Below are 15,252 nucleotides of genomic sequence, written 5' to 3'. Positions count from 1 at the left end.
GATCCGACAGTTCCAATAGACATAACGCCACTCCAGCATTCAGGTTGACGATGAAACGACCCCCGCCTCCGTGACTATTTTCCGCCGACAATCGAATCCAATAATGTACCAAACATGTCCGCGCTTGGGAATGCCTGCATGACCTCGCGAAGACGGACCTTGCCAACTTTATGCACGCACTGCATCGCGGCATTGGATGAGTTCGGCGGCAATGCTGACGGCGATTTCGCCCGGCTGATTACTTCCCAATGGGAGGCCAATGGGGCAGCGGAATTGCTCGGCCAATTCTTTGGAAAGACCCGCTTCGATCAGCTCCCGTACCAGTACTTTGCGCTTGGCTTGGCTGCCGATGACGCCTAAATAAGGCAGTTCGAAACCGGCGTCTTTGACTTTGCGATCCAACACCGCCTGCAAAATCGGGCGGTCAGTTTTGTGACCCATCGTCATGCAAATCACGTAATCGTCGGGGCGCAGCTCACTCACAAAATCTCGCGGCTCGGGCAGCAGCACGGTGCGCAGCTTCGGCGAATGTGGCAGTTTCGACAGCCATTCTTCGCGCTGATCGACACAAATCACACGGCATTCGAGCAACAACAAGAGCCGCACAAGCGCCTGGGCCACGTGACCGGCGCCGAACACCACGATCCGCCATTCGTGAAAGTTGTACGCCTCGAACAGCAGCTTCACCACACCGCCGCAGGTCATGCCCACGTCGCGCTGCAAATTCCACTCCACCAGGGCGCAGGTCGGCGCGCCGTTGTCGGCATGAGTGAGCAGTTCCTGGGCATGCCCGATGGCTTTGCTTTCCACCTTGCCGCCGCCAACCGTGCCGAACACCAGACCGGACCCATCGACCAGCATTTTCGTGCCGGCGTCCGAAGGCGTGCTGCCGACGGTTTCCACCAGCGTGACCGCCGCAAACGGCCGCCCCGCGGAAGAAAGTTCGGCCAGCTTTTCAACAAACCCGTGCGGAACGCTCATAGGAATTCAATCGGCAGGATTTACCACGGAGGCACAGAGACACGGAGACGATTCTTTATAACCGCAGAGACGCAGAGACGCGGAGAGGCAAAGCAAAATTTTATAAGGAAGCCAAGAAATCAGGAAAGAATTAATAATTTTATTGAGTTACGGCGAATACGTTTCAACAGTGTATTGAAATTTTACGTCGCCGGGCGGCCGCGCCTCAATCACCAAGACCACAGATTTGCGTGAAGCTAATTCCTCGGCGACGTAGCGCATGCATTGGTTGTCCGAACCTAGATGATCCATAAGCTTGTATTGTTCAAAAAAGAATCCTTTGTAACGACCTTTACAAAGCATGTTGCGTTGCCAGCCAGTGATGATCTGCTTACGAATCAAGTAGTCGCAAAATGTTGCGACTTCGCCTTTTCCTTTTGCTTCGTTGGTGGAAATTGATTCAAAACCCTTCCACACCTTGGCAAATTGCGCCTCACCAATTAACCCGCTTGCCACGAGAAGCCTTGTTAGCGTATTCAGATCATCAAGCGGCTGACTGCCCATTTCCTGAATTCCTGGCTTCCTAATAAATTCTTTCTTATGATTTCTTTGCCGCTGCCTCTCCGCGTCGCTCCGTGGTGAAATGCCCGTTGCCGGTTCTGCTTTCTGCCTTCTGCTGTCTGCTTTCTTTCGCCAGCATTAAGCATCGCATGATTTCTTCGCCCGTCGCCGGCAGGTGCAACTCGCTGGCCGCGACCATGTCAACGCAGCCCAGCGCATGTTTGACCGCCGTCCACACGCAGGTGGCGTGCATCAGCGGCGGTTCGCCCACGGCCTTGCTGCTGGCCACGTTGTCGGTGTTGTCGTCATTGGGAAATAAATCGCAATTGAAAATCGGCGGCACGTCGGTCACGGCCGGAATTTTGTAGGTTGTCGGCGAGTGCGACAGCAGCGTGCCGGCCGGCTGTCGCGGATCGATCGGCTTGTTGTCCGCCGTCCAGTTGTATACCAGGCATTCGCCGGTCACCCAGCCCATGCCTTGGATGAACCCGCCGACGATCTGCCCCATGTCCACGCCTGGGTTAATCGACCGACCGATATCCATAAGCATGTCAACTCGCGACACGGTCAACTCGCCGGTGAAGCGGTCGATTTTCACTTCGCCCGCCGCCGCCCCCTGCGTGAAATAGAAAAATGGATTGCCGCGGCCGGTTTCGCGATTGAAATCGACTCCCGGCGTGGCGTAAAACCCGCGAGCGCCCAAATCGACGCGTTCCCGCCGGGCGTCGCCGCACAGTTTTCCAAAAGCTATCCGGTGCCGCGGATAGCGAATATCAAAAGCATGGCCATCTTCAAACACAATGCTGTTCGACGATTCGCTTAACCCCAACTCCGCGGAGGCCAACTGCCTGGCTGCGAACACCGCCAACCGTGATTTAATTTGCCGGCAAGCGTTCACCGCCGCCGCGCCGTTCAAATCGGTCCCGGCCGAAGCGGCCGTAGGCGAAGTGTTGATGTTCTTTTCAGTCGAGGTGGCCATTACGATGACGCGCTCGATCGGCAAGCCAAACTCGTCGGCCACAAGCTGCCGGATTTTCACGTTCAGGCCTTGGCCCATCTCCGTGCCGCCAGTGGAAACTTGCACCGTACCGTCGTGATACACGTTGACCAGCGCGTTCCCCTGGTTCAAAAATTTCGTCGTAAACGAAATGCCAAATTTTACCGGCGACAGGGCCAGCCCGCGCAGCCAGAGCCGGTCGGTGGTGTTGGCCGTTTCGATTTCCGCCAGCCGCTGCTGGTAATCGCTGCTGCGGGCCAACTGCGTCACAATTTCGGGCAAATGATTTTTCTTGAACAGTTGCCCGTACGGCGTAATGTTGCGATCCTCCATGCCGTACAAATTTCGCAATTGCACGTCGAGTGAGCCGATGGTTGCTGTACCGGCCGGAGGGATCACTTTTCCGTTGCTTGAGTCTCGGCCGTTCGACAGCGCCGCATGTTGCTTCGCCGCGCCGTCGTGCAGCACGATTCCGCGCGATTTCAAATATCCGGCCACTTCGTGAATCATATTTTCCGTCGCCGCTATTCCCTGTGGACCGCCGAAGCCGCGAAAGGCCGTGTTCGGCGGATAATTCGTGAAGCACACCTGCCCGCGAATTTCCACGTTCGGCAGATAATACGAATTGTCGGTGTGGAGCATGGTGCGCTCCATCACCGAAGTGGAAAGATCGGCCGCCGCCCCGCCGTCGGAATAATACTGCACCCGGTACGCCAGAATTTGGCCGGCATCGTCGAAGCCCACTTCCCACTCTGCCTGGTAAGCGTGCCGCTTGCCAGTGGAGCACATGTCGTCATCTTTGTTGTAAATCACACGGGCGGAGCGGCCGGTTTGTTGCGCGACCAGCGCGGCCATCACCGCGGGAATGCTCCCTTGCGTTTCCTTGCCACCGAAGCCGCCTCCCATCCGTTTGCAAATGCACACCACCTGATGCATATGCAGGCCCAGCGCTTCGGCCACCACGTGCTGCGTTTCGGTTGGGTTTTGCGTGGAGCTGTAAACTAAAATTTCGCCTTGCTCGCCCGGATAAGCCAGCGACGCCTGCGATTCTAAATAGAACTGCTCTTGCCCCAGGTTGTGAAACACGCCGCTCAACCGATGCGGAGCCGCTTTCAGTGCGCCGTCAACATCACCCCGAGCAATCGTTCGTGCCGGGCCGATGAACCGCCGCAATTCGATGGCCCGTTCGATCGTCAGAATCGGCTCGCTGGCCGCCACTTTAATTTTCACCGCTCGCCGAGCTGTTTCTAAAGCGGCCCGCGTTTCCGCCGCCACGATCACGACCGGCTGGCCAACGTACAGCACTTTTTCCTTGGGCAGTACCGGTTCGTCGCAAATAATCGCGCCGAACACGTTTTTGCCAGGCAAGTCACTCGCTGTGAGCAGCGCCACCACGCCGGGAATCGCGCGGGCGGCATCCAACTCGATCGCTTCAATCAACCCGCTGGCCACCGGACTGCCGACAAAGCCCACGTGCAACTCATCGACGCGTGCGGGCATATCGTCAATGTACGGCGCTGTCCCGGTCACATGACCGACAGCCGAATCGTGCGGTAGTGGTTTGCCAACGCTAGGCATGGTTTTCCGTTATTTAGCCCCCAGTCAATGACCGGGGGAACTCACACCGTTGCTAATTCTCGTTCGTGATAAAACTTCAACAGCACGTTGCGGGCTAACTGTAAACGGTAATCTTGACTGCCACGCACGTCGCTAATCGGAGTGATTTCGGCCACGACAATGTCACCCGCCGCTTCCATCGTCTCGGCCGTAAAGGCTCGCCCTTGCAAAAATTGTTCGGTCTTTCGCAGCCGCAGAACAATCGGTCCCACGGCGCCGTAAGCTAGAGCCGCATGCGAAATGGTGTCGCCAGCCAATTCCAGGCGAATAGCCGCGGTGAACGTGGAAATATCCAAATCGCGCCGGCGCGACACTTTGTACAATCGCAAGATTTCTTCCCCCTCGCCCTTTGGGAAAGGGCTGGGGTGAGGGTGCCGCAGCTTCGGCAGCGGAATCCGCACCCTGACAAGCAATTCATCCGGCCGCAGGTCGAATTTTTTATAGCCGTGATAAAAGTTGTTGATGTTCACAGAGCGGCGTCCAGACGGTCCGGCCAATTCCAATTCGGCTTCCATCACAAACAAAAACGGCAGCGAATCGGCAATCGGCGAAGCGTTGATGATATTTCCGCCGATCGTTCCCACATGGCGAATTTGCGGCGAGCCGAACACCGACACAATTTCAGCAAACTCCGGCGCTTCGGTACGGCACAACTCAAGCAGTTGCGTCCACGTGGCCCGCGCGCCAGAGATAATTTGTTGAATGCCATTGCTGGATTGTTTGACCTCAATGTTTTCCAACTCCGCCACACGGTTCAAATCCAAAAACACCGCCGGCGCAATCACGCGCTTGTTCAATTGCACGCCAACATCCGTTGCCCCGGCCACGACTTTTGCTTGTGGATGATCGCGCCGAAAGGCCACCGCCTCGGCAATCGTCGTGGGACAATACGCCCGCCGCTGGACGCTGTCGACGGTGCATTGTAAATCGAGTGTGCCACCACGCAGCGGGCTCAATTCGTTCAATATCGCTGCCGACGGATATAAATCGTTCAGTTTTGTCGTGCCTTCCGCAACGGCTTTTAGGCCCGCTTTCAAAATCGTCGTGTAGCCCGTGCAGCGGCATAAGTTGCCGGTCAGCGAGTGCCGCCAGTCTTCTTCGCTGGGCGCGTGGCCGTTGATCGTTTCGCACACGCCGTGCATGGCCATCACGAAGCCCGGCGTGCAGAAACCGCATTGCGAGCCGTGGCACTCGACCATCGCTTGCTGCACTGCCGTTAGATGTGGTGCGTGATGTTCGCCCGGCCCGTTTGCATTTGATCGATCATTGAGACCGCCGATGCCTTCCACCGTGACCACGTGCATGCCATCGAGCTGGAACATTTGCCGGATGCAGGAGTCGATCGGCAGGTATTCAAAAGCCATCCCTTGCGGTTTCCCCACCAGCACTGTGCAAGAGCCGCAATCGCCCTCGGAGCAGACAATTTTGGTGCCGGTCAGTCCGAGGCGGTAGCGAATAAAATCGCTGAGGCTCAGGAAGCAATCGCTGCCGGTTACCTCATGCCGATTTCCATTCAGAAACAGGACAAGATGATCGCGGATGCCCATGCGGGGCCTTCATTTGGGGCCAACGTAGCGCCGATACACCACGCTCCAGGTTATGCCAACTGCGCTCGGCCACCTGTCCTTAAATATACTCCACCGTCGACCACAGTTGAACGGCCACTAGCGTTCGCCAGGCGCGGGGGCAGCATGGGCTAAAATGCCGAAGAACAAGAACCCCCTTAATATGAGGGATCGCATTTCAAGATACCCCCTAGAAAAAAGGGCCGGCGCTGATCGCTTGGCCGTGCCAGACGGGCCAGTTGACTAACTTCCGACGCCGCAGCCAGGCGCTCAAGCTGCTGAGCGAAATCGGCACTTCGACCGCCTTAAGACGTTTCCTCACTCCTTAGGGCGCTTCCGCCAGCAACTTGATTAGTTGGGCCTCGACTTGTTGTGGATCATGCTTTTGGTCGAGGTAGTGCATCGTTCCTTTACGATCGATCACCATCGACGGACCCATGGCGTCATCGCCAAACCGATACTCTCCCAATGGCACACAGCTGTAGATGGCGTTGGCTTTCGTCAATTGGTACATCACGGGAAACTTGCATTCAGGATGCGCCGCCAGAAATATTTTCGCGCCATTCAGCGTTTCGTCGTAGCTCAGGCCCAAGACCTCCAAGCCCTCGGTCTGATGTTTAGTCAGAAAATTCTGTGCTTCAGCAATCTGGCTGGCCGGTTTTGGGCCGTGCGTGTACCAGCCGTCGATCAAAACAACTTTTCCTTTCCATCGCGCGGTGGAAAAATGCGCGCCGGAAATCAGTGTGCCGTCGATCGTTAGCGGTTTGTCGGCCAACTGCATCCGCTTGATTTGGAATTGTAGCAGCAGATTCATCCGCGCTGCCCCTTGCTCGTTGGCATAGGGTTGTAAATTGGCGATGATTTTTTGGGCAACGGCCTCCGACGCAGGCGGCCGATGTTCCCATAGCGTCCACCACAGTTGGAACGACGGCTTTTGCGCCGCGGCATCAATCGCGGAATGCAGGGCATCCAGCGCGGTATTTTGCGACGCCGAGTTTTCATAAGCGTTGAGCCAATCGGCGGCAGCGCGATCGATCGCGGCCTGGGCAGCGTGTTCGCCGCCCTGGGCCAAGGCGGCTTGATTTGCACTGACGGCCCTTGGTTCATCGACCGCCAGACGATACACGTTGCACATTCGAATTCGTTCAGACGTCAGCGCCTTGTTTTTTTCTGCGACCTCCGGGTGATCGTGGTACATTTTTGCCAAGGCTGCGGTTGGGTCTGATCCGAGTTGAGAGCCGGGATGTTCCAGTTCAGCCTGAAGGATAGGGATGAAGCGATCCAGCGTTTGCAGCAGTTCCGCTGTGTAGGCTTTACGCCCCTCCAGACTGCCGAACACTTTTTCCGCGGCCATGTTGGCGAGAAAGTTTGCATCGTTATACGGACATTTCACGATTTTCATTCCCGAGGCCGGAAATTGCACCACTTGTTGCCCGCTTACTTCCCAGGCTATCGCCAGGAACAGCGCAGACGGAATGCAGCCGAACAGCAGCCGTTGAAATTCACGTTTCATAAAATGCCTCCCCAACAACGCAATGGTTTGATATCCGTCGAAATTCGCCGAACTGTTTGCCGCCGCAGGATCCACCATCACTTTTCTTCTGTTTTTCCTATGCCATCACCGGCCGGTCGTGATGTATTAGGGTTGCCCACTGTGACAAACGTGGTCGCGCCTAAGTTAGCGCCCGTCATCACGACGGAACTGGGGTTTTTGGCACCGGGCGTGATTTTCGTAAATTCGACCGCACCACGGGAAAGTTGTGGACCGACGGTAACAAGCGTGATGGAGCCGGCCCCGCCCTGTACTATTGAAGGCGCATTGGGGCTTTCTAAATCACCGGGCAGGGGCTCGTCCATGTTAATCGTTGCGTCGTCCGCCGTTGGTTTTGCAGTCGCAGCAGCAGGCGCGCCGTCAGCAGGCCTGGCAGTTGCTAAACCCTGCGATGAGGCGACCAGAACCGTAGATGGTTCGTGCCCAGCCCGCGCAAAAACATTGTGCGATACCACAATGCCCGTTCCGCCCAGAACCAGCGAAGCGGCTACAGTTCCGATCAATTTGGCCTTGGCGTACGCTAACATTTTCAACGCTCCTTTCGTTAATGAAATGATTTGCGGCGTGGGATGGGCAACGTTGGCGGCAATGGTCCCCGCCGGCAAATGCGCCGGCGCAGCCTGGACGGCATAGGCTCCTATGGCCAGGCCCAACGTCCCCGCCGTAATGGAAATTTTTCGATCTTCAAGTCTCGCCCGTAACCGCTCTAGCGCCCGGGTCACGCGCTTTCGCGCCGCATCTTCCGAAAGGCCAAGCTCAGCGCCGATTTCCGCAAAACTCCGATCCTCGAAAAACCGCAGCACCAATGCGTCACGGTCCGCAGTCTTCAATCGATTCAATTCGGCATCCAACAGCGGAGCAATCTCACCCCATTCATCGGCTGCCGCTTGCAGTGCCTCGGGCTTGGCGGCCAAATGTTCGCATTTATTTTTATTAATTTGTTTTCGCATGGCATTTACCACCACGCAGCGCGTCACCGACAGTAACCAGCCTCCGAGCGCCGTTGCGTGTCGAATGCTGCGGGCCTTTTGCGTCAGCACTAGGAACACTGCTTGCGAAACGTCTTCTGCCAGGTGCGGATCGCGCACTTGCCGCAGCGCGGAGGAATAGACCAGCCCAAAATGGCGCTGAATCAACTCTTCCAGCGCTTGCCGCGACCCTTGCTCGGTATAGGCACGCAATAATTGTCGATCTTCACTCATAGCACGCTCCCATCTCTTAAGACGCGCGGGAAGACAAAAACCGGACAAATCCGCAAAGGGTCTGCGTTACCAGACAGACCGCCTGTGTTTACTATAAATAATCTCGCTTGCCGTGCGATACATGCGGGGATCGCACAAATTCAATGGCCCAACAGCTACAAGTGAATACAGTTACAATGGAAGCAAGCAAAGAGCTTGCGCAAAACTGCCGGGCTGCTTTTCCAGAGCGTAAATCCGTTGTTCCAAGCCGTGCACTCGGCTAGGATGGTAACGCTCCTGAAACAGTTGTCTGATTCATGTTCCGCACCATATGTCAGAAACTGCCGGTCCTCCTGCTTCGACCACACACTGGTTGAACCTGTTGCGCGCCGGCGATCCAGCAGCCGCCCCGCGATTAATCGAGCATACCTGCGAGCGCTTGCGAGAAATTGCCCGCCGCATGCTGCGTCGCTTTCCACAGGTTCAGCGCTGGGAGCAAACCGACGATGTTTTTTGCGAAGCCGTGACCAAACTTCATCGCGCGCTATCCAGCGTTCAACCGGAAAATTCGCGTCATTTTTACAATTTGGCTGCGACGCAGATGCGGCGCGTACTGATCGATTTCGCACGGCATTATGGCGGCGCGGAAGGTTTGGGCGCTCACCACGAAACGGCCCACTTAAACTCCAACGAAAATGCTCCGCCTAAGTACGACTCGGCCGATTCCCGCGATGAGCCTGCGACACTGCTGGAATGGACCGAATTCCACGAATTGGTCGATTCGCTGCCGCCCGAAGAGCGAGAGATTGTCGATTTGTTGTGGTACCAGCAACTCACCCAAGAACAGGCTGCGGAACTGTTGGGCGTGACCACTCGAACCATCCGCCGGCGTTGGCAGGACGCACGCTATAAACTTTCCAAAGCGCGGCTCGGCGAACCGCTGCCGGAATAACCGATGACGAATCAAATCGATCCATTCCGAGATCTGCTCGACCGTTGGGAGGAATTGCGCGATGCCGGGCAAGAGCCAAATATTGACGAACTTTGCCGGGACTGTCCGCAACTTGCCGAGCGGTTACGCGATTGGACGCGGATGCTGAAAATGTCGGACTGGCTGACTCGGCCCGCCGCTGAAGCCGCGTCCGAAACCTTGGGCGGCGCCGACAAGTTGACCGTTGCCTGTTACCAGCCGCATCAAACGCTCGGTGAATACGAACTCCTGGAAGATTTGGGCGGCGGCGGAATGGGACGCGTGTTTCGGGCGGTCCATCGCCAACTTCATCGGGAAGTGGCGCTGAAAATATTGCCGCCGGCGGACGGGCAATCGCGGGAATCGATTCAGCGCTTTGAGCGCGAAATTAAGGTACTGGCGAAATTATCGCATCCCAACATTGTGACGGTGTCTGATGCCGGCAATACGGGCGGAACACTTTTTTTTGTAATGGAGCTGGTGCCGGGCAAGGACCTTTCTCGTTTGGTTCGCGACAGCGGTCCGTTGCCCGTTGAGCAAGCCATCGATTGTATTCTGCAGGCCGCACAGGGGTTTGCGTATGCTCATGCGGCGGGCATTGTTCATCGAGACATTAAACCTTCGAATTTAATGCTCGATTCGCAGCGAAAAGTGCGAATTCTTGATTTAGGAATTGCCCGCGTCGTGGAGCAGGAAGAAGCGCCGGCCGATTTAACTCGCACCGGCTCGATCCTCGGCACGGTCGATTACATGGCGCCGGAACAAGCCCTTAGCACGCGCAAAGCAGACCACCGGGCAGACATTTATTCGTTGGGTTGCACGCTGCATTTTCTATTGACCGGCCAGCCGGTATATGGCGGCGAGACTGTCATGGAGCGACTGGTTGCACATCGCGAACATCGTTGCCCTTCGCTTCGCACCGCCTGTCCCGCAGCACCGGCTTGGCTCGCCCAAGTTTTTCAACGGATGATCGCCAAGCGGCCTGAAGATCGCATTCAGACCATAGTGGAAGTGGTCTCGGCGCTACAGCAACAATGTGCGCCGCAGCGCAAAAAACATCCCTCAGCGGCGCTCTTCGCGGCCCTGCTGATAATCGCTGTTGTAATCGCCGGAGCAGCGATCAAATTTTTATGGCCAAGTTCGCCGGTTCAGCAAACGTGGCGCATGACCGGCGAGAATCCGCTGGTCGCGGGCATTTGGAAACAGTGGGACGGAATCGTGCTCGATATTACCCAACAGGGCGATCACATTTCGGCCGATTGCACTTACGGCCAGCCTGATGTCACGGTTCATTGGCGGGCTGACGGAACCATTTCCCGCGATGGAAAAATTACCGCGCAGCTGGTGCACACCGATCCGCCTCGGCCCGAGCCTTCTAAACCGCAAGTGTGCACCGCCCAATTGCAACCCGACGGCTCGACCATTCGCGGCCGAGCTGCCTGGACCAATGGCGGTGACGACTTCACTTGGCGGTTGCAAACTGCGAAACCAGCCGATCCGCCGACGTCTTAATCTCCTGTATCGTGAACCTCAATGATCCTGCCCGGGAATCGAACCCGGCTAAATGGTGCTTGCCCCAGCATCGCCTGCCTCAACACCATTGTCTCGCCAATTGACTCACAGGATCGGCCATCGACTAGCAATCACTCAGCGGCAGCAGGAGCTGGAGCAACAGTGATGGCTGTGGTGGTAGCAATGGGAATGAGAGTGGCAACACGCCGCGCTGGCGGTGCCGGCTCCAATCAATCCCAACGCACACAGGGAAAATAACAACCGCTTCATAGAATGCCTCCTCCAAGATGGAATTGCCCACTATCAAAGAGCCGTGGGCTTTGCTCTGGAATCGCGGGTGCGATGCCTCAGTTCGCGTTTTGGGTTTGCTTTGTTAATTCTGTGTATTGTTTGGAGCGATAGGGTTGATGTTGCTTGAACAATTCCAATCTCGCGGTTTGCATGGTTTTGTCTTTGGCCGGTGCGAGTTGGACAACTTGCTCCTGCCAGGCGGCGGCCTTGGCGAAATCGCCGCTTTCCGCATAGGCGGCGGCCAGCGCGTTGTGCGAAGAATAAGGATCGGCCCCGTTATCCAACTGATAACCTAGGCTGGCGTTCTCGAACGCTTTTTTGCCGTCACGATATTTCGGATCGGGGCACGTTGCTTGAAAAAAGCCAAGATTTTCCAGCCCGGCGACGTAATTGGGGTCGGCCGACAGGCAGCGATAAAAATCGTCTTTGGCTTTTTCGTATTCGCCCCGCGCCGATTCAATGCAGCCCAGGTTGTTGTAGGCAGAGGCCGTGTTGGGATCGACGGCCAGCGCCTGGTTGTAATCGGCCATGGCCTTATCGAGATCTCCTTTATCGTTCCAGGCCACGCCGCGATTACTGTAGTAGGCTCCATCGCGCGGGCAAATCGCCAAGGCTTGGTTGTAATCGGCGATGGCTTTGTCGAAGTCTCCTTTCATGTACCAGTCGTAACCGCGATTGTTGTATGCCACGGCATCGTCGGGGCAAATTTCGATCGCACAGTTGTAATCGGCAATGGCCTTGTCGTAATTTCCTTGGCTATCCCACTGCAGTGCCCAATTGAAATAGCAATTGTCGCCGGCCTGAGCTGGCGTGCCGTGAAAAAGGCAGCCGCAGATCAATGCGACGAATGGCATCAGTTTCAAGCTCCGGCGACCAGCGGTATTGTTTGTTGACGTTTTCATGATGAGGTCTCTCTGAAAAATTGATTGGATGGAAATCTCTGGTGCGGTGATGGAATACCCAGACCACTACTGATTCATTTGCGCGTTCATCGCATTTACGGCATCCATCTGCATCTGATTGTTAACCTGATTCTGTGTGTTGATCATGTTTTCCATGTCCTGGAACTGCTGCTGATTGTTCAGCATGTTTTGGGTGTCGAGCATGTTCTGCTGGTTGATCGCGGCCTGCGTGTTCAGCATGTTTTGCGTGTTCTCCCAATCAGTTTCAGCCGCCGAGATGTCGGCCGAATTGTCGTAATACCCGGAGCTGTCGCTGTCGCCGGAATTGCCCTGATTCCAATGCGTGCCTGCCGGCAGACGAATGGTCATGTTCAAATACGGGATGCGCATGGTGCGTGCGCCGAGGTCGACTCCGAACGATTGGGCGTAATAGTATTCAGCGCCTTGAACCATTCCGCCATCGATGTAGCGTTGCGCTTTCGGCACAACCGGCGGGCAATTGGTGGTGGCGCTCCAGCCGGGCACAGCGTTAACTTTTGCTGCGTAAGTCAGGCCGGCTCGTGGATTCTGCGTGGTCCATGAATACTGCTCGCTTTTGACCCACTGCCCATTGATCAACTGATACGCCCAAACCGCATACGTAGGTTTGTCGGGCGTCGATGCAGGCCGTGCGTTGGTAACAATAGGGCTGTGGAAAATTTTGTGCACATAACTGGCCTGCGGCAGATTCGTGGCGGCCGTCCAGCCCGCGTAGCCGTTGACCACATTCACATAGTCGGCGGCCTTCTGCAGATTGGTGGTGTTCAAAGTTTGCGGCGCTTGCCGCATGTACTCGCGGCCATCCCATTGAAATCCCCACACGACGTAAGTGACCGGTGGCGGCGCTGCCGGCGAAGCGGACTCAGCCGAGGCCTGTTGGGCCGAATTCGGCTGTATGTTTTGGGCAAACGCTGGCACCGCGGAAAGTAAAATGCCCATGCACAATAGGGTTCTCATGGCGGGTCTCCTTCAAATAGGCCGAGGTGCTTCCCCGGGAACGCTAGTCATTTCTTGCCCCCCCTATCTAATGACTGCGGAACCCAGGCGGACATCCGGACACAAAATATTCAAAGAATGTCAAATCCTCAGGCGGGCAATGACTTAGGCTCGCAGCCCGACAGTCACTGGAAGGCGATTGCAAAGCTTTAGAAGAACAAGGCAGACCGCGCTTTCACGCGCGAACATGCTTTGGCGCCGGTTCTGCCAATAGAAACAGCCCGTTTTCCGCGTCCAGAAAACGAGCTGCATTAAAAAGCCAGCCGCGGGAGTCGAACCCGCAACCCCCGCATTACGAATGCGGTGCTCTGCCAATTGAAGCTAGGCTGGCGCTACAACTGACGAATTGTAGCTCAAACCCACACCGCTTGTCAGGAGAGTCCATTCGCACGCTAAAATCAGTCGCGCCAAACGAAATCCGCCGGCCCATTCTCTAGCCCGTTAGTTTTCCCCTCGCTTTTTGGGTGCCATAGAACCACAATCACTGTCAACGTCCGCCAAGCATCAAGAGAATCGCACTTTGGAGCGACAGACGCTGAAAGCGCTCCAGTCACAGGGGCGCAAAAAAATCGGGGTCCCTGACGTGTCAATGACGCATTGACCGTGCCAGATGGTCAGGGGCAAGGCAACCATCTAGCCAAACCCGTCAGAGACCCCGCGGGCCATCTTAGGAATGTTGGCGGAGCCAAACGCCATTCTAAAATGCAACCGCTGTGCCACCGCCTAAAATCGCTGTCTTTCGCGCATTTCAACCATTTGCTATCAACTGCTGTCATAAAGAGTTACATCAATCGTGCAATTCTATTTCAACGACATTTCCGCCGATGTATCATACGGATCGAGTTGCTACACCTGTCGCAATTTACTGATCGATGCTGCACCCGCACTACATCTACAGAGGGACATTTTAGCTTCGCCACCCGTCCCAATTTGAGACGCAAATCGATCCTCACCCTCTGCTTCACATTTCCTTGGCTTCTTTTTCGAGCTTGACTGATCAGACTCAACCGCTGGCTGGCTTACCTGACGCGGCACAAACCGTGTTGCTCTTTGCTAATCCCACGGCGGGCACTGGCCAACGACACGCATCCTTGGAACAGCTTTCGGTCGAATTAATCCATCGCGGACTGCACCCACAACGGATCGAAGCGTTCGACGAACTGACCGATGCGGCCACGCAGTTGCAACGCACCGGTCAACTGCGAGCCATCGTCGCTGCCGGCGGCGACGGCACAGCGGCCGAAATCGCCAATCGAACGCCCCCCGGCACGCCGCTGGCCATCTTTCCCATGGGAACCGCCAACCTGCTGGCCCATTATTTGGAAATCGCACACAACCCAACACAAGTGGCTCAAATCATCGCCGACGGCCATTACACCTGGCTCGATGCCGGTCGAGCCAACGGCCGCGTGTTCCTGCTGATGGCGGGCGTTGGTTTCGATGCCGAAGTGGTCCGCCGACTTCACGCCACTCGTTCCGGCAATATCCGCGGATGGACGTATGCCAAACCAATTTGGCATGCCATCCGTACATACAGATATCCGGAACTGCGTGTGTATTGCGCAAGGGCCGGAACAGAGAAGGCAGGCAACGTCGTTGCCGGTTCAACCACCTTGGCCGGCAACGACAATGCCCTGTCAAGTTCAGGCAGCGTTCAGTGGGAGGGGCCGCTCGTTTGCCGCTGGGCCTTTGTGTTCAATGTATCGCGTTATGCAGCCGGGTTGAACTTCGCTCCCACGGCCAGCGGCTCTGACGGCCAACTCGATTTGTGTACCTTCCAGCGCGGCGGTTTGCTCTCGGGCTTGAAATACTTATTCGCCATTTTGCGCGGTCGACACAGCGAAATTCCCGATTGTACAAGCCGGCGTGGCGTGCAATTTCGAATCGAATCCGATGCGGAAGTGCTTTACGAACTCGACGGCGACCCCGGCGGCGCGCTGCCGCTAACCATCGACACTATTCCCCGGCGTTTGTGCTTACTGGTTCCCGCACGCTGGCCTTCGATCGACTAAAATGAATTGAGCATCCAATTCGTCTGCAAACGAATGATTAAGCAAGTCCGCCGCTAGGTTCGCACAAATCGGTCTGAGGTTTATCGCTCTCCACAGA

Annotated in this window: 11 protein-coding genes and 1 tRNA gene; 3 read left to right on the top strand and 9 right to left on the bottom strand. The window is 56.2% G+C overall.

The window, feature by feature from the left end; genetic code table 11:
- Positions 1 to 168: 168 nt before the first annotated feature.
- The 6 genes from xdhC to VMJ32_18555 all read right to left on the bottom strand — a co-directional run bounded on the left by xdhC (position 169) and on the right by VMJ32_18555 (position 8,454).
- On the bottom strand, positions 169 to 981 hold the full coding sequence (gene xdhC / locus VMJ32_18580; protein ID HTQ41027.1) for a xanthine dehydrogenase accessory protein XdhC: 813 nt from the start codon (positions 979 to 981) through the stop codon (positions 169 to 171).
- A gap of 147 nt (positions 982 to 1,128) precedes the next feature.
- Positions 1,129 to 1,524, bottom strand: coding sequence for a hypothetical protein (locus VMJ32_18575; GenBank protein HTQ41026.1), 396 nt, complete (start codon positions 1,522 to 1,524; stop codon positions 1,129 to 1,131).
- Positions 1,525 to 1,558: 34 nt separating this feature from the next.
- Positions 1,559 to 4,096 (bottom strand): molybdopterin cofactor-binding domain-containing protein, encoded by a 2,538-nt coding sequence (locus tag VMJ32_18570; GenBank protein HTQ41025.1) that lies wholly within the window; start codon positions 4,094 to 4,096, stop codon positions 1,559 to 1,561.
- A 41-nt stretch (positions 4,097 to 4,137) separates the two neighbouring features.
- Complete coding sequence (locus VMJ32_18565; GenBank protein ID HTQ41024.1) at positions 4,138 to 5,682, bottom strand: FAD binding domain-containing protein; 1,545 nt, start codon at positions 5,680 to 5,682, stop codon at positions 4,138 to 4,140.
- 343 nt (positions 5,683 to 6,025) lie between these two features.
- Complete coding sequence (locus VMJ32_18560) at positions 6,026 to 7,213, bottom strand: hypothetical protein (protein HTQ41023.1); 1,188 nt, start codon at positions 7,211 to 7,213, stop codon at positions 6,026 to 6,028.
- A 77-nt stretch (positions 7,214 to 7,290) separates the two neighbouring features.
- Positions 7,291 to 8,454 carry a sigma-70 family RNA polymerase sigma factor gene (locus VMJ32_18555; protein HTQ41022.1) on the bottom strand — a complete coding sequence of 388 codons (1,164 nt, stop codon included), beginning with the start codon at positions 8,452 to 8,454 and terminating at the stop codon, positions 7,291 to 7,293.
- Positions 8,455 to 8,764: 310 nt separating this feature from the next.
- Between VMJ32_18555 and VMJ32_18550 the strand changes: the two genes are divergently transcribed.
- Together VMJ32_18550 and VMJ32_18545 are read left to right on the top strand one after the other, a co-directional pair.
- The gene (locus VMJ32_18550) at positions 8,765 to 9,385 is read left to right on the top strand and encodes a sigma-70 family RNA polymerase sigma factor (GenBank protein ID HTQ41021.1); all 621 of its coding nucleotides are present in this window, start codon (positions 8,765 to 8,767) and stop codon (positions 9,383 to 9,385) included.
- Positions 9,386 to 9,388: 3 nt separating this feature from the next.
- Entirely contained in the window at positions 9,389 to 10,915 is a 1,527-nt protein-coding gene (locus VMJ32_18545) for a serine/threonine-protein kinase (protein ID HTQ41020.1), read from the top strand.
- 347 nt (positions 10,916 to 11,262) lie between these two features.
- Here VMJ32_18545 and VMJ32_18540 read toward each other — a convergent pair whose 3' ends face one another.
- From VMJ32_18540 to VMJ32_18530, 3 genes are all read right to left on the bottom strand, one after another.
- Complete coding sequence (locus tag VMJ32_18540; GenBank protein HTQ41019.1) at positions 11,263 to 12,108, bottom strand: tetratricopeptide repeat protein; 846 nt, start codon at positions 12,106 to 12,108, stop codon at positions 11,263 to 11,265.
- A 66-nt stretch (positions 12,109 to 12,174) separates the two neighbouring features.
- Positions 12,175 to 13,104: a hypothetical protein gene (locus VMJ32_18535; protein ID HTQ41018.1), complete on the bottom strand. Its 930-nt coding sequence runs from the start codon at positions 13,102 to 13,104 to the stop codon at positions 12,175 to 12,177.
- Positions 13,105 to 13,400: 296 nt separating this feature from the next.
- Positions 13,401 to 13,474: transfer RNA gene (locus VMJ32_18530), tRNA-Thr, on the bottom strand.
- A 709-nt stretch (positions 13,475 to 14,183) separates the two neighbouring features.
- On the opposite strand from VMJ32_18530, the gene VMJ32_18525 reads away from it, so the two are divergent.
- On the top strand, positions 14,184 to 15,155 hold the full coding sequence (locus VMJ32_18525; protein ID HTQ41017.1) for a diacylglycerol kinase family protein: 972 nt from the start codon (positions 14,184 to 14,186) through the stop codon (positions 15,153 to 15,155).
- Positions 15,156 to 15,252: the final 97 nt, after the last annotated feature.

It is taken from the genome of Pirellulales bacterium, from assembly GCA_035499655.1.
In the GTDB taxonomy this organism is placed as follows: domain Bacteria; phylum Planctomycetota; class Planctomycetia; order Pirellulales; family JADZDJ01; genus DATJYL01.
Note: the sequence above shows the minus strand (reverse complement) of the source record. Positions and strands in the feature narration are given on the sequence as shown.

Excerpts from the sequence above, each read along its gene's own strand:
- xdhC (HTQ41027.1), bottom strand. The coding sequence starts at position 981 with ATGAGCGTTCCGCACGGGTTTGTTGAAAAGCTGGCCGAACTTTCTTCC.
- VMJ32_18575 (HTQ41026.1), bottom strand. The coding sequence starts at position 1,524 with ATGGGCAGTCAGCCGCTTGATGATCTGAATACGCTAACAAGGCTTCTC.
- VMJ32_18570 (HTQ41025.1), bottom strand. The coding sequence starts at position 4,096 with ATGCCTAGCGTTGGCAAACCACTACCGCACGATTCGGCTGTCGGTCAT.
- VMJ32_18565 (HTQ41024.1), bottom strand. The coding sequence starts at position 5,682 with ATGGGCATCCGCGATCATCTTGTCCTGTTTCTGAATGGAAATCGGCAT.
- VMJ32_18560 (HTQ41023.1), bottom strand. The coding sequence starts at position 7,213 with ATGAAACGTGAATTTCAACGGCTGCTGTTCGGCTGCATTCCGTCTGCG.
- VMJ32_18555 (HTQ41022.1), bottom strand. The coding sequence starts at position 8,454 with ATGAGTGAAGATCGACAATTATTGCGTGCCTATACCGAGCAAGGGTCG.
- VMJ32_18550 (HTQ41021.1), top strand. The coding sequence starts at position 8,765 with ATGTCAGAAACTGCCGGTCCTCCTGCTTCGACCACACACTGGTTGAAC.
- VMJ32_18545 (HTQ41020.1), top strand. The coding sequence starts at position 9,389 with ATGACGAATCAAATCGATCCATTCCGAGATCTGCTCGACCGTTGGGAG.
- VMJ32_18540 (HTQ41019.1), bottom strand. The coding sequence starts at position 12,108 with ATGAAAACGTCAACAAACAATACCGCTGGTCGCCGGAGCTTGAAACTG.
- VMJ32_18535 (HTQ41018.1), bottom strand. The coding sequence starts at position 13,104 with ATGAGAACCCTATTGTGCATGGGCATTTTACTTTCCGCGGTGCCAGCG.